At 56.6% G+C, this 23,634-nt stretch carries 20 protein-coding genes; 7 read left to right on the top strand and 13 right to left on the bottom strand.

The window, feature by feature from the left end; translation table 11 throughout:
* Positions 1–96 precede the first annotated feature (96 nt).
* The 11 genes from KOSB73_RS06725 to citC all read right to left on the bottom strand — a co-directional run bounded on the left by KOSB73_RS06725 (position 97) and on the right by citC (position 13,877).
* Entirely contained in the window at positions 97–1,653 is a 1,557-nt protein-coding gene (locus KOSB73_RS06725) for a hypothetical protein (RefSeq protein ID WP_098140335.1), read from the bottom strand.
* Positions 1,654–1,914: 261 nt separating this feature from the next.
* Positions 1,915–2,148, bottom strand: a complete 234-nt coding sequence (locus tag KOSB73_RS06720) for a YgdI/YgdR family lipoprotein (RefSeq protein WP_004872248.1) — start codon at positions 2,146–2,148, stop codon at positions 1,915–1,917.
* Positions 2,149–2,251: 103 nt separating this feature from the next.
* Positions 2,252–3,136 (bottom strand): ROK family protein, encoded by an 885-nt coding sequence (locus KOSB73_RS06715; protein ID WP_004872251.1) that lies wholly within the window; start codon positions 3,134–3,136, stop codon positions 2,252–2,254.
* Positions 3,137–3,274: 138 nt separating this feature from the next.
* The gene (carB, locus tag KOSB73_RS06710) at positions 3,275–6,499 is read right to left on the bottom strand and encodes a carbamoyl-phosphate synthase large subunit (RefSeq protein WP_024360287.1); all 3,225 of its coding nucleotides are present in this window, start codon (positions 6,497–6,499) and stop codon (positions 3,275–3,277) included.
* 18 nt (positions 6,500–6,517) lie between these two features.
* Positions 6,518–7,666, bottom strand: coding sequence for a glutamine-hydrolyzing carbamoyl-phosphate synthase small subunit (carA, locus tag KOSB73_RS06705; RefSeq protein ID WP_098140334.1), 1,149 nt, complete (start codon positions 7,664–7,666; stop codon positions 6,518–6,520).
* A gap of 457 nt (positions 7,667–8,123) precedes the next feature.
* Positions 8,124–8,945, bottom strand: a complete 822-nt coding sequence (gene dapB, locus KOSB73_RS06700) for a 4-hydroxy-tetrahydrodipicolinate reductase (protein WP_004872257.1) — start codon at positions 8,943–8,945, stop codon at positions 8,124–8,126.
* A 247-nt stretch (positions 8,946–9,192) separates the two neighbouring features.
* Positions 9,193–10,086 carry a triphosphoribosyl-dephospho-CoA synthase CitG gene (citG, locus tag KOSB73_RS06695; RefSeq protein ID WP_370512068.1) on the bottom strand — a complete coding sequence of 298 codons (894 nt, stop codon included), beginning with the start codon at positions 10,084–10,086 and terminating at the stop codon, positions 9,193–9,195.
* A 34-nt stretch (positions 10,087–10,120) separates the two neighbouring features.
* Positions 10,121–11,647, bottom strand: coding sequence for a citrate lyase subunit alpha (citF, locus tag KOSB73_RS06690; RefSeq protein WP_024360284.1), 1,527 nt, complete (start codon positions 11,645–11,647; stop codon positions 10,121–10,123).
* Positions 11,648–11,657: 10 nt separating this feature from the next.
* Entirely contained in the window at positions 11,658–12,527 is an 870-nt protein-coding gene (gene citE, locus KOSB73_RS06685; RefSeq protein WP_098140333.1) for a citrate (pro-3S)-lyase subunit beta, read from the bottom strand.
* The gene (gene citD / locus KOSB73_RS06680) at positions 12,524–12,817 is read right to left on the bottom strand and encodes a citrate lyase acyl carrier protein (RefSeq protein WP_004872262.1); all 294 of its coding nucleotides are present in this window, start codon (positions 12,815–12,817) and stop codon (positions 12,524–12,526) included. Before citD ends, citE begins: the two co-directional genes overlap by 4 nt.
* Positions 12,818–12,848: 31 nt before the next feature.
* Positions 12,849–13,877 (bottom strand): [citrate (pro-3S)-lyase] ligase, encoded by a 1,029-nt coding sequence (citC, locus tag KOSB73_RS06675; protein WP_004872264.1) that lies wholly within the window; start codon positions 13,875–13,877, stop codon positions 12,849–12,851.
* A 278-nt stretch (positions 13,878–14,155) separates the two neighbouring features.
* Here citC and citS point away from each other — a divergent pair, with 278 nt between their 5' ends.
* The 6 genes from citS to citB all read left to right on the top strand — a co-directional run bounded on the left by citS (position 14,156) and on the right by citB (position 21,564).
* Positions 14,156–15,496 (top strand): citrate/sodium symporter CitS, encoded by a 1,341-nt coding sequence (citS, locus tag KOSB73_RS06670; protein WP_004872267.1) that lies wholly within the window; start codon positions 14,156–14,158, stop codon positions 15,494–15,496.
* Between the two features lie 160 nt (positions 15,497–15,656).
* A complete protein-coding gene (locus KOSB73_RS06665) occupies positions 15,657–15,905 on the top strand; it encodes an oxaloacetate decarboxylase subunit gamma (protein ID WP_004139751.1) in 249 nt (82 codons plus the stop codon).
* A gap of 15 nt (positions 15,906–15,920) precedes the next feature.
* Positions 15,921–17,684: a sodium-extruding oxaloacetate decarboxylase subunit alpha gene (gene oadA, locus KOSB73_RS06660; RefSeq protein ID WP_098140332.1), complete on the top strand. Its 1,764-nt coding sequence runs from the start codon at positions 15,921–15,923 to the stop codon at positions 17,682–17,684.
* A gap of 12 nt (positions 17,685–17,696) precedes the next feature.
* Entirely contained in the window at positions 17,697–18,998 is a 1,302-nt protein-coding gene (locus KOSB73_RS06655) for an oxaloacetate decarboxylase subunit beta (protein ID WP_049089739.1), read from the top strand.
* A 246-nt stretch (positions 18,999–19,244) separates the two neighbouring features.
* Positions 19,245–20,873: a citrate sensor histidine kinase CitA gene (citA, locus tag KOSB73_RS06650; protein ID WP_004872278.1), complete on the top strand. Its 1,629-nt coding sequence runs from the start codon at positions 19,245–19,247 to the stop codon at positions 20,871–20,873.
* Positions 20,866–21,564: a citrate response regulator transcription factor CitB gene (gene citB / locus KOSB73_RS06645; protein ID WP_049130048.1), complete on the top strand. Its 699-nt coding sequence runs from the start codon at positions 20,866–20,868 to the stop codon at positions 21,562–21,564. The genes citA and citB overlap by 8 nt, the downstream gene beginning before the upstream one ends.
* A 44-nt stretch (positions 21,565–21,608) precedes the next feature.
* On the opposite strand, the gene KOSB73_RS06640 is transcribed toward citB, so the two are convergent.
* Complete coding sequence (locus tag KOSB73_RS06640; RefSeq protein ID WP_049088265.1) at positions 21,609–22,238, bottom strand: alanyl-tRNA editing protein; 630 nt, start codon at positions 22,236–22,238, stop codon at positions 21,609–21,611.
* Between the two features lie 92 nt (positions 22,239–22,330).
* Between KOSB73_RS06640 and KOSB73_RS06635 the strand changes: the two genes are divergently transcribed.
* Entirely contained in the window at positions 22,331–23,275 is a 945-nt protein-coding gene (locus KOSB73_RS06635; protein WP_082236765.1) for a LysR family transcriptional regulator, read from the top strand.
* On the opposite strand, the gene KOSB73_RS06630 is transcribed toward KOSB73_RS06635, so the two are convergent.
* Positions 23,208–23,570 carry a DUF805 domain-containing protein gene (locus KOSB73_RS06630; protein ID WP_082236766.1) on the bottom strand — a complete coding sequence of 121 codons (363 nt, stop codon included), beginning with the start codon at positions 23,568–23,570 and terminating at the stop codon, positions 23,208–23,210. The two genes, KOSB73_RS06635 and KOSB73_RS06630, sit on opposite strands and share 68 nt — an antisense overlap.
* Positions 23,571–23,634: the final 64 nt, after the last annotated feature.

Here is a 23,634-nt window from a genome sequence, read left to right as displayed (position 1 = left end):
CCGTTGGCGTAACCGCAGGAATTGGGGGTGCCTGACACCCCGCGAGTCATGGCCGGTTTGCCCGCTACAGGCGTCGGTCTTGCGCATTTGGATAGCTTAATGGCACGCTTTTTTAATTCCGCTAACCCGGCTTTTTACCGTCTCGTTATGATTTTTATCTAACGTATCAATATAGCGTAAAAACTGCGGCCCAATATCCGAATGGCAAATGGACCGTATCGCCTCATCATTAAATGTCTCGCCTGTATTGGGCCAGTGACTCCTATAAAAGTCATCAGCGGCGATCTCCCACAATTGTCGATCAGGGATGTTCGGTTGGTTACGTAACTGTGTATTCAGCAAAAGGGTAAAGATCTCAATTGCGTCCTTATTTGTTTCCAGCGAGGCATTATGGAAAGCGTTCTTAACGCGCCGTGCCGCGTAGGCTAAAACAAGGCTATTACCTTTATTATAATACAATTCAGGATCCTGCCAGTTTATGCGGGGAATGACCTGCTGAATGATATCTTTTTTGCCAAACATAACGACATAGAATAATAAATTAGTACTGCCGGAATAATACTTGCCAATATCAATTTGTTGACGCAATAACGAAGGTTGTTTTTTTAATATATCAACAAATTTATCCGTTTCTCCGCCAAGAACATAGCTTGCCGCAGTTAATATTTCTGAACCTGGTTGAGAATACTTTGCAAATAATCTCATAGCGCGAACATCCGCGTTTTGAATGGTACGATCAATAATAGCGGCACCCGTTTGGGTTTTAGCTAATTCAGGAAATGCGGAAAGCAGCAGTTCGGCTTGCTTAATAACGCTATCGGGGTGGGTGGGTCTTTTATAATAAACATCGATCGGCTGGGCAAAGGTATGCTCCAGTCCTGTCCATTGTGCAGGAGCAGCATAAACAATGTCCTGAGCCTGCTTGCGCTCTGCGGCAGATGAAGCCTGAATAGCGTCAATAAAAACCTGCAGCGCCGTTAAATTTTGAGAATGGATGGCCTCGAAAAAGGGAATGGTATAATAATCACTCTGATTCGCAACGTAATCAAAAGAGCCTTGCCGGTTTTTTAATGGGCTACCCAACTGCTGTACAAAATATTGATATAACTCTTTCGGCAATGATTTATCATAGATGGCAAATAAATAGATTTCGTATTGTTCCTGCTGAGATTTACTTTTAAACAAGCGGTCAAACTCGGGTAATTTTTGCACTGTAAACTTACCCAGCCTGAACTCAGCAATGCTGTTCGCGCGGTCCCGTTCGGCAAAAGACATGTCGACCTGTTCCATTGATGGGCCAATAAATTTATTGGCGATAAGCGCAAAGGTCAGCAAAGTCAACGCATGAATAAATCCCGCATTTTTTACGGAAAAAGTGCTAAAAAGTATTAACGCTAAAATCAACGCGGCGCCGGCAGCCCAACTAAAATAAATAAAGTGGTCAAGTGTAAATGTATATAAAAAACCTAAATACTTATAAACCGCACACAATATTATCGCAGCAAAAAACAGAAAAACATAGGCTACTGACATGTTTTTCCCAATAACCCTACCTTTACTCCATAAAATAAGGAAAATCAGGAATCCCCCACCGATGAGCGCGGGGATAATAAAAACGCAGAAGATAACAAACAAAAAACCGTTACCATTCATTGAAACCATCCATATTTATCACCTGTTGTATATTCCATTTCCATTTTTTTTTATGCGTATCAGGAACATCGGTAACTTAAAACAGAACGAGTATAGAATTAAAAATAAAAAGAATAAATGGATTAGTCACGGGCTGGTTGCAGTTTGCGTAAGACGTTACTGATGGCAGGGCAACACACTATTTTAATCGGCGTTTTTGAAACAGAATAAACCATTGCCGAACCGGCCCCGCCGTACTCCTCGCGAGGCCAGAGATAACGCTTAGTTATCCAGTTCATCCATCGATTTAACCTGATCGCGATTGATCTGCTCGGTACGACCGGTTTCCGCATTTTTGTAGGACACCAGACCGGTGTCGTCATCTACCTGCGGTTTGCCGTCGGTCACAATGGTTCTGCCGTCGGTCGTTTTCAACGACTGATTAGATGAACAACCGGCCACGGTAAGAAGCGCGGCGGCGGCGAAAACAGCTGCGGTGAGGGGCTTATAGTGCATCGTGTTTCTCTCCCATTATTCAGTCATATTCATTATCACCCTAACCATCTTAGGCTAGCTGACTGACCGGGGAGAGAAAACCAGAACTCTCCGAAGTAGGCTGTTAACGCCGATCCCCCTGTTTTTGTTCGAAGTTCACCGCCGCGCCGATCAGGTTAGCCTCGTTGCGGTACTGGCAGAGCACCACGTGCGGGAGAAATTCCGTTAACGCTTTTTCATTGACCAGCTCGGCCAGGCGTTGCTTAATACCACCGAAAATCTTATCGCTGGCGGAGATACCGCCGCCGATAATCAGACAGTCTGGGTCATAGCACACCTGCAAATTCAGTAAGCCTACCGCCATCCAGTGGTAAAACTGCGCCACTTCCTGCTGCGCGATATTGTCGCCCTCCTCGGCCAGGCGAAAGACATCCTCTCCGGAGACGGAGTCAGCCGCCAGCGACATGCGCCGGGCATAACGACGCGCCGTAGCGACGGCGGTTGCCAGTTCGCTAAAGGTTTGCCCCTCGTGCAGGGTCATCATGCCAAATTCGCCGGCGTAGCGATGGCTGCCGTGGCGCAGGACTTTATTGTCGACAATCGCGCCACCGATACCTGAACCGGCAATCACAAACAGTACGCTGTCATACTCGCGGCCCGCGCCCAATGCCGCCTCTGCGATACCCGCCGAGTTGGCGTCGTTCTCAATGCATACCGGAAGTGAAAACAGCCCGGAAAGCTCTTCGACGATGGGAAAGTGATGAATATAGGGAATGGCGCTCAGGCCGCTAATGACCCCGCTCTGCGGATCCACACACCCGGGAGCACTAATTGAGATCCCATCAATGGCGTAGCGCGGCTGGAACTGTTGATATAGATCCAATAGCCGATTTTTCATCTCTTCCCAGCTATCAGGCGTCTCAACCGATGCGGTGTCCTTCAGCTCCCCCTGCTGCCAGACGCCATATTTAATCGATGTACCGCCCCAATCAAACAAAAGTATCGCCATGTAGTTATCCTTGCGTGCGTCATGAAATGGTTTTGTTCCATTAAGGATGAACCCTCCCGCCCCGTTTCGCTTTATCGCGACGCAAAAAAAAGCGCCTCCGGCGTTGGCCACCGGAGGCGCTTTTACTGGCAGATGAGATTACTTTTTAATCTGCGCGTGCATTTCCTGTACCGAGGTCACCTTCTCCATCGCGTTGGCATTCAGCGCCATTGCGGTAGCGAAACCGCCGTTCAGCGTGGTGTCGTAGTGCACCTTGTACTGCAGCGCGCTGCGGCGAATCAGCTTGGAGTCTTCAATCGCCTGACGGCCCGCGGTGGTGTTGATGATGTAGGTATATTCGCCATTCTTGATACGGTCCTGAATGTGCGGACGGCCTTCATGCACCTTGTTCACCAGACGCGGGTTGATGCCGGCTTCGCCCAGCACAATCGCGGTACCGTGGGTCGCATCCAGCTCGAAGCCAAACTTCAGCAGTTTTGCCGCCAGATCCACCACGCGCTCTTTGTCGCCTTCGCGAACGGAGAGCAGCGCGCGTCCCTGTTTCTTCATCGTCGAGTTGCTGCCCAGCTGCGCCTTGGCGAACGCTTCCGCGAAGGTGCGGCCTACGCCCATGACTTCACCGGTAGAGCGCATTTCCGGCCCTAACAGCGGGTCAACGCCCGGGAATTTGTTAAACGGCAGCACCACCTCTTTCACCGAGTAGTACGGCGGGATGATCTCTTTGGTTACGCCCTGCTGGGCCAGCGTTTGGCCGACCATTACGCGCGCCGCGACTTTTGCCAGCGGTACGCCGGTGGCTTTCGAGACGAACGGGACGGTACGCGCCGCGCGCGGGTTGACTTCAATCAGGTAGACTTCGTTGTTTTTAACCGCAAACTGCACGTTCATCAGGCCGCGAACCTGCAGCTCAAAGGCCAGCTTCTGCACCTGCTCGCGCATCACATCCTGAATTTCCTGGCTCAGGGTGTAGGCCGGCAGTGAACACGCGGAGTCGCCGGAGTGCACGCCCGCCTGCTCGATATGCTCCATGATGCCGCCAATCAGCACCATTTCGCCGTCGCAGATTGCATCGACGTCGACTTCAACCGCATCGTCAAGGAAGCGGTCCAGCAGCACCGGCGCATCGTTAGAGACGCTGACCGCGGTCTGGAAGTAGCGACGCAGGTCGATTTCATCGTAGACGATTTCCATCGCACGGCCGCCAAGCACATAGGACGGGCGCACCACCAGCGGGTAGCCAATCTCTTTCGCCTTTTCGACCGCCATTTCGATCGCGGTCACGGTGGCGTTGGCCGGCTGCTTCAGCTTCAGGCGGTCAACCGCGTGCTGGAAGCGTTCGCGGTCTTCCGCGCGGTCGATAGCATCCGGGCTGGTGCCGATAACCGGCACGCCAGCCGCTTCCAGCGCGCGCGCCAGCTTCAGCGGAGTCTGGCCGCCGTACTGTACGATAACGCCTTTTGGCTTCTCTATACGCACGATTTCCAGCACGTCTTCCAGGGTTACCGGCTCGAAGTAGAGGCGGTCTGAGGTGTCGTAGTCGGTGGAGACGGTTTCCGGGTTACAGTTGACCATAATGGTCTCGTAGCCGTCTTCGCGCAGCGCCAGGGAGGCGTGGACGCAGCAGTAGTCGAATTCGATGCCCTGGCCGATACGGTTCGGGCCGCCGCCGAGCACCATGATCTTGTCGCGGTCAACGGACGGGTTCGCTTCGCACTCGTCTTCATAAGTGGAGTACATGTAGGCGGTGTCGGTGGCGAATTCCGCCGCGCAGGTATCCACGCGCTTGTAGACCGGGTGCAGGTCGTACTGGTCGCGCAGCTTGCGGATTTCCGCTTCGCGCACGCCAGCCAGCTTCGCCAGACGCGCATCGGCAAAGCCTTTGCGCTTGAGCTGACGCAGGAAGTCGGCGTCGAGGCCGGTAATACCGACTTCAGCCACTTTCTCCTCCAGACGCACCAGCTCTTCAATCTGTACCAGGAACCAGCGGTCAATATTGGTCAGGTTGAACACGCCATCAACGGAGAGGCCCGCGCGGAAAGCGTCAGCGATGTACCAGATACGCTCTGCGCCAGCATCTTTCAGTTCGCGGCGAATCTTGGTCAGTGCTTCCGGGTCATCAAGGCTCACTTTCGGGTCGAAACCAGTGGCGCCCACTTCCAGGCCGCGCAGCGCTTTCTGCAGGGATTCCTGCTGGGTGCGACCAATCGCCATCACTTCGCCCACCGATTTCATCTGGGTGGTGAGGCGGTCGTTAGCGCCGACGAATTTTTCAAAGTTGAAGCGCGGGATTTTAGTCACGACGTAGTCGATGGACGGTTCAAACGACGCCGGGGTACGGCCGCCGGTGATATCGTTCATCAGCTCATCAAGGGTGTAACCTACCGCCAGCTTCGCCGCGACTTTGGCAATCGGGAAGCCGGTGGCTTTCGAGGCCAGCGCCGAGGAGCGGGAGACGCGCGGGTTCATCTCGATAACGATCAGGCGACCATCTTTCGGGTTCACCGAGAACTGAACGTTGGAACCGCCGGTTTCGACGCCGATTTCACGCAGTACCGCCATCGAGGCGTTACGCATGATTTGGTACTCTTTGTCGGTCAGGGTTTGCGCCGGCGCCACGGTGATGGAGTCGCCGGTATGGATGCCCATGGCGTCGAAGTTTTCGATAGAGCAGACGATGATGCAGTTGTCGTTTTTATCACGCACCACTTCCATCTCGTACTCTTTCCAGCCGATTAGCGATTCATCAATCAGCAGCTCGTTAGTCGGCGAGAGATCCAGGCCGCGTTCGCAGATTTCTTCGAACTCTTCACGGTTGTAGGCAATACCGCCGCCGGTGCCGCCCATGGTAAAGGAAGGACGGATGATGCACGGGAAGCCAACGTCAGCGGCAACCGCCAGCGCTTCTTCCATGGTATGGGCGATGCCGGAACGCGCGGTGTCGAGGCCGATTTTCTTCATCGCCACGTCGAAACGGCGGCGGTCTTCGGCTTTATCAATCGCATCGGCGGTCGCGCCAATCATGGTCACGCCGAACTCGGCCAGCACGCCCTGACGCTCCAGCTCCAGCGCGCAGTTCAGCGCCGTCTGGCCGCCCATAGTCGGCAGAACCGCATCCGGACGCTCTTTCTCAATAATCTTGCGCACCACTTCCCAGTGAATCGGCTCGATGTAGGTGGCATCGGCCATTTCCGGGTCGGTCATGATGGTAGCCGGGTTAGAGTTCACCAGAATGACGCGGTAACCCTCTTCGCGCAGCGCTTTACACGCCTGGGCGCCGGAGTAGTCAAACTCACACGCCTGACCGATAACAATCGGGCCCGCGCCCAGAATCAGGATACTTTTTATATCTGTACGTTTTGGCATGGCTCTCTTAACTCCTGATTATTTCGCGGACTGACGGTACTGCTCAATTAATTCGATAAAATGGTCGAACAGCGGTGCGGCATCGTGCGGGCCAGGGCTCGCTTCCGGGTGCCCCTGGAAGCTGAACGCCGGTTTATCGGTACGGTGAATGCCCTGCAGGGTGCCGTCGAACAGCGACTTGTGGGTCACGCGCAGGTTAGCGGGCATAGACGCTTCATCCACCGCAAAACCGTGGTTCTGCGCGGTGATCATCACCACGTTGTTATCCATATCTTTTACCGGATGGTTGCCGCCGTGGTGGCCGAACTTCATCTTCACGGTCTTCGCGCCGCTCGCCAGCGCCAGCAGCTGATGGCCGAGGCAGATGCCGAATACTGGAATGTCGGTTTCCAGGAACTTCGTAATCGCGTCGATAGCGTAATCACAAGGCGCCGGGTCGCCAGGGCCGTTGGACAGGAAAATACCGTCCGGATTCATCTTCAGCACCTCTTCGGCGGAGGTCTGCGCCGGAACCACCGTCAGACGGCAGCCGCGATCGACCAGCATGCGCAGAATGTTGCGCTTGGCGCCGAAATCGTAGGCCACCACGTGGAACGGCAGCTCGCTTTCCGCTTTGGCTTCCGGCAGGTCTCCCGCCAGCGTCCAGCTCCCCTGCATCCAGCTGTAGGTTTCTGCGGTCGTCACTTCCTTCGCCAGATCCATACCGTTGAGGCCCGGGAACGCTTTCGCTTTTTCCAGCGCCAGCTGCGCGTCCGGACTGTCGCCGGCGATGATGCAGCCGTTCTGCGCGCCTTTTTCACGCAGCAGACGGGTCAGCTTACGCGTATCGATATCGGCAATCGCCACGATGTTATGGCGCTTCAGATAAGAAGAGAGGTCTTCGGTATTGCGGAAGTTGCTGGCAATCAGCGGCAGATCGCGAATGACCAGACCCTGAGCATGTACCTGAGAAGACTCTTCATCGGCGGCATTGGTGCCGACGTTGCCGATATGGGGATAGGTTAGAGTGACGATTTGGCGGGAATAGGAAGGATCAGTGAGGATTTCTTGATAACCGGTCATTGAAGTATTGAAAACGACTTCCCCAACCGCCGTGCCGGTAGCCCCTATGGCCCGACCGTGAAACTGGGTTCCGTCTTCCAGAACCAATAGCGCTGACTTAATCAAAACACCCTCCAGAGAATATCCACTCACTTTATTTGCATATTAATTCATAATGTAGATCTGAATCAATGCAAATCTGTTGCCCGCAGAATTTTGGCAAACGGCGGCATTCTGGAGAGATGGCCGGTAAAAGTCAACTTAAAGCGGATATTTTTAATCTTGTTTCAGGCGACTATTCAGCAATACCGGTCTTAACGGGCAAAAAGATCAACTAACTAGCCTGGGAAAACGCTTGCGGAGGTGGATGATTGTAAAATCTTAGCGCAGGGATTGAAAAAGTAGACCAGACGGTCAAAATTTACAATAAAACAACAAAAAATACGCAGATAACGTATTATTTTGTAGCTTTAACAATAAAAAATATCTAAAACCCAAAAAATAAAAAAGGGCAATAAAATATTGCCCCTTGCAATCAATTACTTATTGAATGCAATAACCACATCACGATGGGTAATAATCGTTATAAAGAGTTCAGTTCAAGCACATCACGCATATCAAAAAGACCGTTTTTCTTACCTTTCAACCATAAAGCAGAGCGTACGGCGCCATTAGCAAAAGTCATCCGGCTGGAGGCCTTGTGACTGATTTCAATGCGTTCACCGATATCCGCAAACATCGCCGTATGCTCGCCGACGATATCCCCGGCGCGGACGGTCGCAAAACCAATAGTGCCGGGAACGCGTTCGCCGGTGTAGCCTTCGCGACTGTAGACCGCACACGCTTTCAGATCTTTATCCAGGGCACCGGCAATCGCTTCGCCCATCGCCAGCGCCGTACCCGATGGCGCATCCACTTTGTGGCGATGATGCGCTTCGATAATCTCAATATCGGTATAGTCGCCCATCACCTTCGCTGCCTTCTCCAGCAACTTGAGCATCACGTTGACGCCGACGCTGAAGTTGGCGGCAAAGACGATGGCGATCTCCTGCGAAGCCTCGCGAATGGCCTGTTTGCCGGCGTCGTCAAAACCGGTGGTGCCGATAACCATTCCTTTACCGTGTTGACGGCAAAAGGCGAGATGGTTCAGCGTGCCTTCCGGGCGGGTAAAGTCGATGAAAACGTCGAAATCATCTTTTACCGCCTCAAGGCTGCTTTGCACCACAACCCCCGCCTTGCCTGCGCCCGCCAGCTCGCCCGCGTCGCTGCCGAGCAGCGACGAACCTTCGCGCTCCAGCGCCGCGCCAAGCGCCGCGCCGTCCATCTGCTGTACTGCCTGAATTAACTGGCGTCCCATCCGGCCGCCCGCGCCCGCGATGGCCACGCGGATTTGTGCATCATGCATAGCTATTCTCTTTTGTTAACACTACGTAAATTGTTTTCAGAGTAACCAGCCCATCGATGGGCCGCTACTCAAAAACACCGATAATTAGAAATTTATGACAAACTGCCGCCGATATCAGTAAAAACTATAAGATTGTGCCGGGAATTTGCCGTTGAGTAGTGAGGAGAGAGGAGCAAGCGCGGTCCGCAACCCCGGATCGGCCCTCTGCTGGCCAATCCGGGTAAACCGTCGAGATAAAAGCGAGCGATTAGTGCAGGAACAGCTCCCCGGCCGGGAAACCGGACAGGAACGAGGTGACCGCCAGCAGGTCGGCGCTGCCGCCGGGGCTAAGGTGACGGACAATCAGTTCATCATCCAGCTGGCGAAGCGCTTCCAGACCGCCGTCGGTCAGCACACCGCCTTCCCACAGCAGCCTTTGCGCCTGCTGCTGCACAAAATTCAGCCCTTCAAGCCCGCCGCGCGACACCAGGTTGGTGTCGTCATTCCAGGCCATCAGGTGCAGCAGGGTCTGCAATAACGCCAGATTGGTATCGCCGGTCTCCGCCATAACGCGATTGAATACCGGCATCGCCTGGGTGCGCACGGTGCGAAAGCCACTCTCCGCTTCGCCCCGGGCGCCGGAGAGCCCGTAGCGCAGGAAATGACCTTCGCCTTTACTCACCTTCTTTCCCGCGGCAGAGGAGAGCTCACGCCCGACCAGCCCCCGGCAGAAGCGGGCCACCTGATCGCAAACCCGGTGCTGCTCAACCGGCTCCCCTCTGGCCACCAACCTTCCCACCGCCGCGCTGAGCAGGCCAAAAGCGAAGATCGCGCCGCGATGGGTATTCACTCCGCCGGTGGCTGCCAGCATATCCGTCTCGCAGGCCATGCCCACCGGACGCAGCATCGTCAGCACCTTTTCCGGCATGATATTGGCGGTGTCGTGGCCCATAATGAAAAACTTCTCCATCCACGGGGCGACAACCGCCGTGCTGGCCTCAAAGGAGGCCAGATCCATATCCCGATGCGCGCCGGCGTTACGAATATCCACCAGCCCGGGCTTCGGCGTCAGGCGAACTTCGGTCAGCAGCGCCCGTTCCACACGTGAAACCATCTCCTCCGCCGCCACCGTTTGACGGCTCGATGGGCGATGCTGGCTCATCATCACTTCGCTCATGCCTTTCTCCTCAGCGCGTTTAACCGGCGCTTTTAACCTGATGAATGACGTCGATCACCGAACCGTCGCGATAGCGCACGACGGCCACCACCCGATCGGTAAATGCGATCGGCTCAGGCTTGCCGGTCAAAAGCTCGGCGCGCTGCTGTAGCGCTTCGATGGTCATCAGCGGGATATCCGCCTGACGCAGGCGATCGATCAGATCCTGACGCGCCGGGTTGACGGCGATACCGTGGTCGGTCACCAGCACATCCACGCTGGCGCCCGGCGTCACGCGGGTTAGCACCTTCTCGACCACGCACGGAATGCGTCCACGCACCAGCGGCGCGGTGATAATGGTTAAGTCAGCACCCGCCGCCGTATCGCAGTGGCCGCCGGATGCCCCGCGCAGCACGCCGTTAGAGCCGGTCATCACGTTAACGTTGAATCCGGTATCGATTTCCAGCGCGCTCAGCATCACCACGTTCAGGCGTTCGCAGGCGATGCCTTTCGAACCCGGATTGGCGTATTGATTAGCGGAAATTTCGATATGGTTAGGGTTATTGGCCAGCGAACGCGCGGCGTCGCCGTCGAAAGACTGGGTATCCAGCAGCGCTTTGATCAGGCCCTTTTCGTGCAGATCGACCATTGTGCCGGTAATCCCGCCCAGACCAAAGCTGGCGGTAATGTTGTGACGGCGCATCTTATCTTCGAGGAAGCGGGTCACCGCCAGCGAGGCGCCGCCGGTACCGGTTTGCAAAGAGAAGCCGTCTTTAAAATAACCGGAGTGCTCGATCACTTTCGCCGCCTGGCGGGCGATCAGCAGTTCGCGCGGGTTGCTGGTCAAACGGATCGCCCCGGCGGTGATTTTCGCCGGATCGCCGACCTCGTCGACCTGCACGATCAGATCGACCTGATCCTGGGCGATGCTGGCCGGATAGTTTGGATAATCCACCCACTCTTCGGTCAGCAGCACCACGCATTTGGCGGCATCGGCATCCACTTTGGCGTAGCCCAGCGATCCGCAGCGGGATTTACCGCTAAAGCCGTTGGCGTTGCCGTATTCATCGCAGCACGGCACGCCGAGGAACGCCACGTCAATGTTTAGCTCGCCGCTTTGTACTAAATACGCGCGGCCGCCGTGGGAGTGGATTTGGACCGGATTTTCCATCAGACCGGCGGAGATCTCTTCTCCCAGCTTACCGCGCAGGCCGGAGGTGTAAATCTGGCGGATCACGCCATTTTTAATATGTTCAATCAGCGGCCAGTGGGCGTCGATCAGCGAGCTTGAGGCCAGCGTCAGATCGCGAAAGCCCATTTCAGCCAGCTTCGCCACCACCATATTGACCACCTTGTCACCGCCGCGAAAGGCGTGGTGAAAAGAGATGGTCATGCCGTTTTGCAGGCCCGAACGGCGAATCGCCTCCTCCAGCGAGGCGCAGATTTTACGTTGGCGCTTTTCGCTTTCGCTGGCCAGCCACGGGCTTTTCGCCGTCACGCCCGCATAGGGCGCTAATCCTTCCGGCATCACGTACTGCTGATTAAGCATTGCTACGGTCTCTTTCATTATTTGCTCCTTAATCACGAATGCCGGAAGCCGACAGCGCCACGACTTTGCGCGCATGGTCGATAATCGGTCCATCTATCATCTTACCGTTCAGCGATACCACGCCCAGACCGCGCTCTTCCGCCTCTTCCGCCGCCGCGATCACATCGCGCGCATGCTCAACGTCTTTCAGGGTTGGGGCATAAACCTGATGCAGCAGTTCAATCTGGCGCGGGTTGACCAGCGATTTGCCGTTAAAGCCGAGGTTTTTCGCCAGATTCGCTTCCGCGAGGAAACCTTCTTCATTGTTAATGTCCGACCACACCACGTCATAGGCCGCGATCCCGGCGACGCGCGCCGCGTGCAGCACCGCGCAGCGGGCATAAAACAGCTCGGTGCCGTCGCCGCGGCAGGTGCCCATATCCATCACGTAGTCAAAGGCCGCCAGCGCGATCGCCGACAGACGCGGGCTGGAGCGCGCGATCTCGACCGCGTTCACCACCCCCAGCGCCGACTCAATCGCCGCCATGAGCTTAGTGCTGCCCACTTCCCGTCCGCACTCGCGCTCAATACGCACAACGTGCGCTTCCAGTTCGTGGATATCTTCTTTGCTATCGGTTTTCGGCAGGCGCACCATATCCACCCCCGCGCGCACTACCGCCTCCAGATCGGCGAGGCCAAACGGCGTATTGAGCGGGTTAATACGCACCACGGTTTCCACATCCCGATAGAGCGGATGCTGTAGCGCGTGATGCACCAGCAGGCGGGCGGTATCTTTTTCACGGAGCGAGACGGCATCTTCGAGGTCAAACATCACCGCGTCGGCGCCGTACACAAACGAGGTGCTTAACATCGCGGCGTTGGCGCCGGGGATAAACAGCATACTGCGACGAGGTTTCATAGCTGGCTCCATTGCAGTTGAGATTGTTGCGCCGCGCGCAGCGCCGCGGCCTGAACGCGAGCCTTCAGCACGCACTCCAGCGCGCCTTTATCATCGACGACCACATTCGCGCGAGTGACACCAAGCTGCGCCAGGGTCTCTCTGACCACCTGCTCAATCGCCGCGCCGAACTGCTGCTTCACAATACTGTCGATTTCAAGCTGAATACCCGGCTCATTGGCAGGCCCAATCCTGACCATGACATCGCTGGATTCCAGCGTGCCGGCCAGGGCGTCAATCATCATTTCCATAGAGGCTGATCCTTAGTTATGGAGGTAATATCTAGGCGGTTTGATGTTCGCTTTCCGCCAGCTGCATCAGAAAAGAGAGCGTTCCCGGCGGAACCAGCGGCGCAATAGCCGACCACTGGCGCTCCTTATAGAGTTTGCGCACCCGTGAAGCCGAAATCGGTGCGCCGTCTTTCTCGACCCGCTCCAGCTCCACCACCTGAATCGCGGGCGTCTCGCCGGGCGCTTCCAGCAGTTCCTTCATGCGCAGGTTGTAGTTACGGGTTAAAGAGCACAGCGGCTCGCTACCGACAAAACGGTGGGTAATCTGTAGCGCCGGGGCTAAATGTTCGCGGAAAAGCTGTAGGTCGATCTGGCAGTGGCAATCATCGACCACGCCTTTATCTTTGAGGAAATAGCCGGGGAAAGTCGCCCGGGAGATCAGATAAGCCGAACCTGGATGTAAGGTCACGTTGGCGATCCCGGCGATCCCCTGTTCAATCAGCGCCACGCGATCCTGATAGCTGAAAAATGAAGCGTCTTCTTTCACCACAAACAGATGCAGCCAGTCGCACTGGCGAGCGGCCTGCTCTACCAGCCAACGGTGTCCCAGGGTGAATGGATTGGCGTTCATCACGATGGCGCCGATTTTTTCCCCGGGCTGGCGGTACATGGTCAGCTGGCGGCAATAGCGCGCCAGGCGTTCGCGGCTATTTTCCATTAACACCGCCTGGTCACCCGCGCGGGCGATAGGCCAGAATCCGGCGCTGGAAAATAGCGCCGCGTTATCGGGTTTAGTGAACAGGAACAGCTCGCTGCGGCCCAGCTCATACGCCAGGGTCATCAGCTCAGTCAGCAGCTTCAGGCTGAGCCCTTCTCCCTGTAGCGACGGGTCGACGGCAATACACTTCAGGACGCATCCGGCAATCGCGCCGCAGCCGACAATGCGCCGCTGATCCTCGGCGACAATCACCCTTTCGCAATCCGCCTCCAGCGAGAGCTGATGCTGATGAAGAAAGAGGTCAACGGCCTCTCGCCGCCGGGGATCTTTTTGTACGGTGACGCGTTTTATTATCAGATTCATTTTTTAGCGCTTCATTAACCAAAAACGGACTGTATTTCGCCACCGTTCCCGCAGCGGTTCTTTTATTTAAATCACATTTTTCCGCGTACCTTAATTGGCTTTATGGTTTTTATGTTGTTAATTAATTCAGAAGAATAAAAACAATTAAATTAATTAAAAACACGGCCAATCAGTGAAGATAATCACATATCGCCGTGGAACATATTTATTATTATGCCGCCGTTCTATTATTGCTTGTTCTAACGCCATTATTCCTTTTTTTAACAGGGTGACGTCATATGACTAATATGAGCCAGGCTCCATCTGCGGAGAAAAAAGGCGTTAGCGATATTCTGGGGTTTAAAATCTTCGGCATGCCGCTACCGCTTTACGCCTTTGCGTTAATCACTTTACTACTTTCACATTTTTATAATGCCCTGCCGACCGACATTGTCGGCGGCTTCGCCATCATGTTTATTATTGGCGCTGTTTTTGGAGAAATTGGCAAACGCCTGCCAATCTTCAATAAATATATCGGCGGCGCGCCGGTGATGATCTTCCTCGTTGCCGCCTATTTCGTTTACGCTGGCATTTTTACCCAGAAAGAAATTGAGGCGATCACCAATGTGATGGATAAAAGTAATTTCCTGAATTTATTCATCGCCGTGTTGATTACCGGCGCCATTCTCTCGGTTAACCGTAAACTGCTGCTGAAATCTCTGCTCGGCTATATTCCAACCATCTTAATGGGGATCCTCGGCGCATCCATCTTCGGTATTCTTATCGGCTTGTGCTTCGGTATTTCCGTAGACCGCATCATGATGCTGTACGTCCTGCCGATTATGGGCGGCGGCAACGGCGCTGGCGCGGTGCCGCTGTCTGAAATTTATCACTCCGTTACCGGCCGTTCGCGTGAAGAGTACTACTCAACCGCGATCGCTATCCTGACCATCGCCAACATCTTTGCCATCGTCTTTGCCGCGCTGCTCGATATTATCGGTAAAAAACACACCTGGCTGAGCGGCGAAGGCGAGCTGGTACGCAAGGCCTCCTTCAAAGTAGAAGATGATGAAAAAGCGGGCCAGATTACCCATCGCGAAACGGCCGTCGGCCTTGTGCTCGCCACCACCTGCTTCCTGCTGGCCTACGTTATCGCCAAGAAAATTCTGCCCAGCATTGGCGGCGTGTCTATCCACTATTTTGCCTGGATGGTGCTGATTGTCGCAGCCCTGAACGCTTCAGGTCTCTGCTCGCCGGAAATCAAAGCTGGCGCCAAACGTCTGTCTGACTTCTTCTCTAAACAACTGCTGTGGGTGCTGATGGTCGGCGTCGGCGTGTGCTACACCGACCTGCAGGAAATTATCGACGCGATCACCTTCGCTAACGTGGTGATTGCCGCTGTGATTGTCGTCGGCGCCGTCGTCGGCGCCGCTGTCGGCGGCTGGCTGATTGGCTTCTTCCCGATTGAATCGGCGATTACCGCGGGCCTGTGCATGGCTAACCGCGGCGGTTCCGGCGACCTGGAAGTACTCTCTGCCTGTAACCGTATGAATCTTATCTCCTATGCGCAAATCTCTTCCCGTTTGGGCGGCGGAATTGTGCTGGTCATCGCGAGCATCGTGTTCGGCATGATGATGTAACCAACACGCACGATGGCGATATTTGAGCGTCAACCACAGAGGTGCAAATTAGGGTCCAGAGCCGGGGGCGGCTTCGGGAAATCCACCCTACTCCTTAGCCGGAAGCACCGATTGGTTAACCTTCAAAGGCGCCATCGTGCCCTTACTTTTGGATCGTTTCATGACTGATGCAGCACTGTTACTGGGTGAAGGCTTCACCCTGATGTTCCTCGGCATGGGGTTCGTGCTGGCGTTTCTGTTTGTGCTGATTTTCGCCATCCAGGGCATGTCCGCCGCCGTCAACCGCTTCTTCCCCGAACCGGCTCCGGCGCCGAAGGCCGCACCTGCCGCCGCGCCCGCTGACGACTTCGCCCGCTTAACGCCGGTGATTGCCGCCGCCATCCACCACCATCGCCGCCTTAACCCTTAATTCACGGAGGAATCCATGACCGTTGCCATTACCGATGTCGTCCTGCGCGACGCCCACCAGTCCCTGTTCGCCACCCGCCTGCGCCTTGACGATATGCTCCCCGTCGCCGCGCAGCTCGACGACGTGGGCTACGGCTCCCTCGAGTGCTGGGGCGGCGCCACCTTTGACGCCTGCATCCGCTTTCTCGGCGAAGACCCGTGGGTCCGCCTGCGCGAGCTGAAAAAGGCCATGCCGAAGACCCCGCTGCAGATGCTGCTGCGCGGCCAGAACCTCCTCGGCTACCGCCACTACGCCGATGACGTGGTCGAACGCTTCGTTGAGCGCGCCGTCAAAAACGGCATGGACGTCTTCCGCGTCTTCGACGCCATGAACGACCCGCGCAATATGCAGGCCGCCCTGCGGGCGGTGCGCAGCCACGGGGCGCACGCCCAGGGGACTCTGAGTTACACCACCAGCCCGGCGCACACCCTGCAGACCTGGCTGGACCTGACCGAACAGCTGCTGGAAACCGGCGTCGACTCCATCGCCATCAAGGACATGTCCGGTATCCTCACCCCGATGGCGGCGTATGAGCTGGTCAGTGAAATCAAAAAGCGCCACAACGTGCGCCTGCACCTGCATGCTCATGCCACCACCGGGATGGCGGAGATGGCCCTGCTGAAGGCCATCGAGGCGGGCGTGGACGGCGTGGACACGGCGATTTCTTCCATGAGCGCCACCTACGGCCACCCGGCCACCGAGGCGCTGGTGGCGACGCTGGCCGGAACGGAACACGACACCGGGCTGGATATCCTGAAGCTGGAGAGCATCGCGGCCTACTTCCGCGAGGTGCGCAGGAAATATCACGCCTTTGAAGGCCAGCTGAAGGGCACCGACAGCCGTATCCTCGTGGCCCAGGTGCCGGGCGGGATGCTCACCAACCTCGAGGGCCAGCTGAAGCAGCAGAACGCCGCCGACAAACTCGACCAGGTGCTGGCGGAAATCCCCCGCGTGCGCGAGGACCTCGGCTTTATTCCTTTAGTCACCCCGACCTCGCAGATTGTCGGCACCCAGGCGGTGCTTAACGTCCTGACCGGAGAGCGCTACAAAACCATCGCTAAAGAAACGGCGGGCATTCTGAAGGGTGAATACGGCCACACCCCGGTGCCGGTCAATGCCGCCCTGCAGGCGCGCGTGCTGGAGGGGGCCGCCCCGGTGACCTGCCGCCCGGCGGACCTGCTGAAGCCGGAGCTGGCTGCACTGGAAGCGGACGTGAAGCGCCAGGCGCAGGAGAAGGGCATCATGCTTGCCGATAACGCCATCGACGACGTGCTGACCGTGGCCCTGTTTCCGCAAATCGGCCTGAAGTTCCTTGAGAACCGCAATAACCCGGCGGCCTTTGAGCCGGTCCCGCAGGCGGAAGAGGCGAAACCTGCCGCTGCCCCGGTAAAACCTGCCGCTTCGGGCATCTACACCGTGGAAGTGGAAGGTAAAGCCTTTGTGGTGAAGGTCAGCGACGGCGGCGATATCAGCCAGCTCACTGCGGCGGCGCCCGTTCAGGCTGCTGCGCCGGCCCCGGCAGGCGCCGGCGCCCCGGTGACCGCCCCGCTGGCGGGCAATATCTGGAAGGTGACTGCCACCGAGGGCCAGACGGTCGCCGAAGGCGACGTGCTGCTGATTCTCGAAGCCATGAAGATGGAAACCGAAATCCGCGCCGCGCAGGCCGGCACCGTGCGCGGTATCGCGGTGAAATCCGGCGACGCGGTGGCGGTCGGCGACACCCTGATGACGCTGGCGTAAGGAACAGGAACCATGGAAAGTCTGAACGCCCTGATTCAGGGCATGGGCCTGATGCACCTCGGCATCGGCCAGGCCATCATGCTGCTGGTGAGCCTGCTGCTGCTGTGGCTGGCGATTGCGAAGAAGTTCGAGCCGCTACTGCTGCTGCCGATTGGCTTCGGCGGCCTGCTGTCGAATATCCCGGAGGCCGGGCTGGCGCTGACCGCCCTGGAGAGCCTGCTGGCCCACCACGACGCCGGGCAGCTGGCGGTGATTGCCGCGAAGCTCAACTGCCTGCCGGACGTTCACGCCATCAAAGAAGCGCTGGCCCTGGCCCTGCCGTCGGTACAGAGCCAGATGGAGCAGCAGGCGGTGGATATGGGCTACTCCGCCGGGGTGCTGGCGGTGTTCTATAAGGTCGCCATCGGGTCGGGTATCGCCCCGCTGGTGATATTTATGGGCGTCGGGGCGATGACCGACTTCGGCCCGCTGCTGGCCAACCCGCGCACCCTGCTGCTGGGGGCGGCGGCGCAGTTCGGTATCTTCGCCACGGTGCTCGGGGCGCTGACGCTGAACTACTTCGGGATTATCAGCTTCACCCTGCCGCAGGCGGCGGCGATAGGCATTATCGGCGGCGCGGACGGCCCGACGGCGATTTACCTGTCGGGCAAGCTGGCGCCGGAGCTGCTGGGAGCCATCGCGGTGGCGGCGTACTCATATATGGCGCTGGTGCCGTTAATCCAGCCGCCGATTATGAAGGCGCTGACCACGGATAAGGAGCGGAAAATCCGCATGGTGCAGCTGCGCACGGTGAGCAGGCGGGAGAAAATCCTGTTCCCGGCGGTGCTGTTGCTGCTGGTGGCGCTGCTGCTGCCGGACGCGGCGCCGCTGCTGGGGATGTTCTGCTTCGGCAACCTGATGCGCGAAAGCGGCGTGGTGGAGCGCCTGAGCGACACGGTGCAGAACGCGCTGATAAATATCGTGACCATTTTCCTCGGGTTATCGGTGGGCGCCAAGCTGGTGGCGGACAAGTTCCTCCAGCCGCAGACGCTGGGGATTCTGGTGCTGGGGGTGATTGCGTTCTGTATCGGGACGGCGGCGGGGGTGCTGATGGCGAAGCTGCTGAACCTGTTCAGTCACAACAAAATCAACCCGCTGATTGGCTCGGCCGGGGTGTCGGCGGTGCCGATGGCGGCGCGGGTATCGAACAAGGTGGGGCTGGAGTCGGACGCGCAGAACTTCCTGCTGATGCACGCGATGGGCCCGAACGTGGCGGGAGTGATTGGCTCGGCGATTGCCGCCGGGGTGATGCTCAAGTACGTGCTGGCGATGTAAATCGTTACCTTTCCCGGATTGCGGCTGACGCCTTATCCGGGCTACCGGCGCGATCGGGTAGCCCGGACAGGCGCTACGCGCCGCCTCCGGGAAATACCCCAGGCGACGGTGCCAAAGCCCAAACCGAAGGTACGTAAAACGTCGTATTCCGACTAAGCGAGTTCTGAAATCAGTCAATCTGTGGGCCGATTCCGCGCCGACGGCCACTAAAAAAGAGAAAATAACCTTTTGATGTCAATTCGCCCAATGTTTGCTCGAAAAATCACGCACTGGTTTGCCCGACGTTCGTTTCAGAACCGCATCTTCCTGCTGATCCTGTTTACCTCGACAATCGTGATGCTGGCGATGTCATGGTATCTCACCAACATTACCGAGGAGCGCCTGCATTACCAGGTCGGGCAGCGCGCGCTGATTCAGGCGATGCAGATCTCCGCCATGCCCGAACTGGTTGACGCGGTGGAAAAGCACGATTTACCGCGCATTAAAGCACTTATCGACCCGATGCGTTCGTTTTCCGACGCCACCTATATCACCGTCGGCGACGCGAAAGGCCAGCGCCTGTATCACGTGAATCCTGAGGAGATCGGTAAATACATGGAGGGCGGAGACAGCGACGAGGCGCTATATAACGCCAAAAGCTACGTGTCGGTGCGTAAGGGATCGCTGGGTTCTTCACTACGCGGCAAGTCGCCGATCCAGGACAGCACCGGGAAAGTGATCGGCATCGTATCGGTGGGATACACCATCGAACAGTTAGAGAACTGGCTGAGCCTGCAAATCGGATCGCTGATGATCCCGATGGCGATTATGCTGCTCCTGCTGCTTTACTGCGCGCGGCGCTTCTCGCTGCATATTAAAAAGCAGATGCTAAATATGGAACCTCAGCAGCTATCACAGCTGCTCATCCAGCAGAGCGTCCTGTTTGAATCGGTTTTTGAGGGGCTGATAGCCATTGATTCTCATTACAGAATTACCGCCATCAATCAGACCGCGCGGAGGCTATTAAACCTGAGCCAGCCGGAAACCATCCTGATTGGCAAAAGCATCAATAGCGTGATCTCTCAGGAGGCATTCTTCTATGACGCGCCGCAGACCAATAAAAAAGACGAAATCGTCACCTTTAACCAGATTAAAGTGATCGCCAGCCGCATGGCCGTCACGCTCAATAGCGAGCCTCAGGGCTGGGTCATTAGCTTTCGCAGTAAAGACGATATCAACACCCTGAGCCTGCAGCTTAGCCAGGTTCAGCAGTACGCGGATAATCTGCGGGCCGTGCAGCACGAGCATCGCAATCTGATCTCCACCATCGCCGGGCTGCTGTTTTTAAAACGCTATGACAACGCGCTGGATCTTATTCAGCAGCAGTCTGAAAGCCACCAGAAGGTGCTCGATTTTATTGCCCGTAACTTTAAAGTGAATCACCTTGCCGGGCTGCTGATCGGCAAGTATTACCGCGCCAAAGAGCTCGGAATAGAGCTGGTATTCGATCCCGCCTGCCACGTTGAGACCTTACCCTCGTCGCTTTCGCATAATGAGTGGATCTCGATCGTCGGTAATTTGCTGGACAATGCCTACAACGCCACCTTGCGCCAGCCGACAGGTTCAAGGCAGATCGAATGCCTGATCAACAGCGAGGGCGACGAAGCGATCGTCGAGATCGCCGACCAGGGCTGCGGAATTGACGAATCGCTGCGCGATCGTATTTTTGAACGCGGCGTCACCAGCAGCGACAGCGGCGATCACGGCATCGGACTCTGGCTGGTTCGCAGCTACGTTGAGCAAGCCGGCGGCAATATCGTCGTCGATAACAACATTCCTTTTGGCACCATTTTTACCCTTTATATCCCCCTGACCAGAGATGAACATCATGGATAGCATTACAACTCTTATCGTTGAAGACGAACCTATGCTGGCGGAAATCCTGGTGGATACGATCAAGCAATTTCCCCAGTTCGAAGTCATTGGCATTGCCGATAAACTGGAAAGCGCGAAAAAGCTGCTTCGCCTCTATCAGCCCCAGCTCACTCTGCTGGATAACTTCTTGCCCGATGGTAAAGGGCTCGATTTGATCCGCCACGCCGTCAACACGCATTATCAAGGGCGTATCATTTTCATCACCGCCGATAACCATATGGATACCATCAGCGAAGCCCTGCGGATGGGCGTTTTTGATTACCTGATTAAACCGGTTCATTATCAGCGATTGCAGCATACCCTTGAGCGTTTTGCCCGCTATCGCAGCTCTCTGCGCTCAAGCGAACAGGCAAGCCAAACCCATGTTGACGCCCTGTTCAATATCCAGGCAAAAGAGCATACGGAAGCCGCAGGCTCTCCGCTGCGCGGTATTGATGAGAGCACCTTTAACCGGGTATTGCAGCTCTTCGCCGACCCGGAAACGGTCCATACCGCAGACACGCTCGCCCGTATTCTCGGCAGCAGTAAAACCACCGCCCGCCGTTACCTTGAGCAAGGGGTTAAAAATGATTTTCTTGAAGCTGAAATCAGCTATGGCAAAGTCGGCAGACCGGAGCGGATTTATCACGGTAAACATCCTGCGCCTCTTTAAGCCCCAGGAGATGCCCTGTTTATCGCGCATCTCCTTTCATGCGCTTATTCCACGGTGTAGCTGACAATAATTTGGCCTTTTTTCATCTTCACCTGGCTAATGACGATTTTCCCCAGCTCGGACAGGCTGGCAACGTGCGTACCGCCGCAGGGATAGCTCTGCATATCGCCGAACCCAATCTGGCGCAGGCCATCGGCAAAAGCGACCTGACGCGGTAAATTTCCTGCCTGCCAGGCGGCGACTTTTTCCAGCAGCGCGCTGGCTTCGGGCAGCCCGCCGTTAGCCCCGGCGGCAAAAATGATACGGCTTTCTCCCGGCCAGTGATGTCCTTTCATCGGCTGCCAGCCTGACTGCTCGCCGGCCTGGGCAAGCACGTGCCCGGCGGAGTGCAGGCGCGCGTGAAGCCGTCGGCTTTCCGCATCGATACGGATCGTGACCTCGCCTGACGGCAGCGGCTGTGAAACGATATGCGCTACGCTATCGCCGCGCGAAACCACGCCTTCGACCGCCAGATCGGCAATCCAGCCGCGATCCGCCGGCTGACCGCCGCCCTGCGGGTGAAATAGCGTACGGTCCAGCTCAATGGCATAGCGGCCATCGGCTTCGCTCAGGCAGTTGACGACTCGCGCCAGGCATTCAGTGGCGTCGCTGGTGTAATAAAGGCGTTCAGTCATGGTTGTTCTCCTCTCTGTCAGGACAGTATATTGATATTACTGATGGCGATAATCCCGCCTGACATCAATGCAATTTTGCCCTGGAAGCACAAATGAATCTAAGCCTACTGCCCGACCTCGCCCTGTTTGTGCAGATTGTTGAACAGGGCAGCTTTTCCGCCGTCGCGCGCCAGACGGGCGCGACGCCCTCGGCTATCAGCCGCAGCGTTTCTCGCCTTGAACAGGAGATGGGCTGCAAGCTGCTGCATCGCACAACGCGCAAGCTACGCCTCAGCGAGTCCGGTAAGACGGTGTATGAACATGCGCTGGAGATGCTGGAGTCGGCGCGTCTGGCTATGGATTCCGCCAGCAGTACCCAGGCGGTGGCGCAGGGCAAGCTCACGCTAAGCGTGCCGAAAGCCGTGGGCCGGTTTGCCATTCACCCGCTGATGCTGGAATTTTTTACCCGCTATCCGCAGGTCGACGTCTGTCTGCGGCTTGAGGATCGGGTTCTCGATTTTATCGATGACGGTATTGACCTGGCGCTGCGTATCACCCACACCCCTTCCCCGGGTCTGCACGGTAAACCGTTGATGACGATAAGCCACGTCGTCTGCGCGACGCCCGGCTACCTGGAACAACATGGAACGCCGCGAATGCCGCAGGATCTGCGCGCTCATAGCTGTATCAGCCTTGGCGAAACGCCCGCCGATGCGCGCTGGAAATTCCGCCGTGCGGGGAAAACGGAGACGATCCAGACCCACGGCCGCTACGCCGCCAACCACACCGCCGTGCGCCTCGATGCCGTGAAGCAGAATCTGGGGATCGGCAGCCTGCCGCTGTTTACCGCCCGTGAGGCGCTGGCGCGCGGCGAAATTGTGCAGGTTTTACCGGAGTGGGAGTTTATCAGCAGCTATTCCGGCCAGCTGTGGCTACTGTGGTCGGGCAATAAGCATATGCCCGCCAGAATGCGGGCGATGATTGATTATCTCAGCGAGAAGATGCAGCCGGCTTCAGGCAGCACAGCCATAGCGCGACGATCAAAAACCATGGAATAATAAGGCACAGGGCGAACCACCATCCTGAACGACCGATATCGTGCATCCTGCGGCAGCCAACGGCCAGCAGCGGAACAATCATCGGCAGCGAAAGAAGACCGCTGAGCGGCGCAGCGAAAAAAATGAAAACGCCGTACTGAGAGTTATGCTGTATCGCCAAAAACCAGGCCGCCAGCGGCAGGGCAAGAATCAACAGGTTGATGAGCAAAAAAGACCAAAACTCCTGCCTGCTGGCCACTCCGCTAAAATCGAGGCCCTTTTTCCATCCGTTAAAATACGCTTGTCCATTCGTCATTTTTCTCTCCCTGTTCATAGCCCAATCCAGTATTGGCTGCGTACCGGAGAGATTACGCCAGAAT

Source organism: Klebsiella grimontii (genome assembly GCF_900200035.1).
Lineage (GTDB): Bacteria > Pseudomonadota > Gammaproteobacteria > Enterobacterales > Enterobacteriaceae > Klebsiella > Klebsiella grimontii.
The sequence above is the reverse complement of the archived record's forward strand: the minus strand, read 5'-3'. Positions and strand labels throughout refer to the sequence as shown.

Excerpts from the sequence above, each read along its gene's own strand:
- KOSB73_RS06725 (WP_098140335.1), bottom strand. The coding sequence starts at position 1,653 with ATGAATGGTAACGGTTTTTTGTTTGTTATCTTCTGCGTTTTTATTATC.
- KOSB73_RS06720 (WP_004872248.1), bottom strand. The coding sequence starts at position 2,148 with ATGCACTATAAGCCCCTCACCGCAGCTGTTTTCGCCGCCGCCGCGCTT.
- KOSB73_RS06715 (WP_004872251.1), bottom strand. The coding sequence starts at position 3,136 with ATGGCGATACTTTTGTTTGATTGGGGCGGTACATCGATTAAATATGGC.
- carB (WP_024360287.1), bottom strand. The coding sequence starts at position 6,499 with ATGCCAAAACGTACAGATATAAAAAGTATCCTGATTCTGGGCGCGGGC.
- dapB (WP_004872257.1), bottom strand. The coding sequence starts at position 8,945 with ATGCATGATGCACAAATCCGCGTGGCCATCGCGGGCGCGGGCGGCCGG.
- citG (WP_370512068.1), bottom strand. The coding sequence starts at position 10,086 with ATGAGCCAGCATCGCCCATCGAGCCGTCAAACGGTGGCGGCGGAGGAG.
- citF (WP_024360284.1), bottom strand. The coding sequence starts at position 11,647 with ATGAAAGAGACCGTAGCAATGCTTAATCAGCAGTACGTGATGCCGGAA.
- citE (WP_098140333.1), bottom strand. The coding sequence starts at position 12,527 with ATGAAACCTCGTCGCAGTATGCTGTTTATCCCCGGCGCCAACGCCGCG.
- citD (WP_004872262.1), bottom strand. The coding sequence starts at position 12,817 with ATGGAAATGATGATTGACGCCCTGGCCGGCACGCTGGAATCCAGCGAT.
- citC (WP_004872264.1), bottom strand. The coding sequence starts at position 13,877 with ATGAATCTGATAATAAAACGCGTCACCGTACAAAAAGATCCCCGGCGG.
- citS (WP_004872267.1), top strand. The coding sequence starts at position 14,156 with ATGACTAATATGAGCCAGGCTCCATCTGCGGAGAAAAAAGGCGTTAGC.
- KOSB73_RS06665 (WP_004139751.1), top strand. The coding sequence starts at position 15,657 with ATGACTGATGCAGCACTGTTACTGGGTGAAGGCTTCACCCTGATGTTC.
- oadA (WP_098140332.1), top strand. The coding sequence starts at position 15,921 with ATGACCGTTGCCATTACCGATGTCGTCCTGCGCGACGCCCACCAGTCC.
- KOSB73_RS06655 (WP_049089739.1), top strand. The coding sequence starts at position 17,697 with ATGGAAAGTCTGAACGCCCTGATTCAGGGCATGGGCCTGATGCACCTC.
- citA (WP_004872278.1), top strand. The coding sequence starts at position 19,245 with ATGTTTGCTCGAAAAATCACGCACTGGTTTGCCCGACGTTCGTTTCAG.
- citB (WP_049130048.1), top strand. The coding sequence starts at position 20,866 with ATGGATAGCATTACAACTCTTATCGTTGAAGACGAACCTATGCTGGCG.
- KOSB73_RS06640 (WP_049088265.1), bottom strand. The coding sequence starts at position 22,238 with ATGACTGAACGCCTTTATTACACCAGCGACGCCACTGAATGCCTGGCG.
- KOSB73_RS06635 (WP_082236765.1), top strand. The coding sequence starts at position 22,331 with ATGAATCTAAGCCTACTGCCCGACCTCGCCCTGTTTGTGCAGATTGTT.
- KOSB73_RS06630 (WP_082236766.1), bottom strand. The coding sequence starts at position 23,570 with ATGACGAATGGACAAGCGTATTTTAACGGATGGAAAAAGGGCCTCGAT.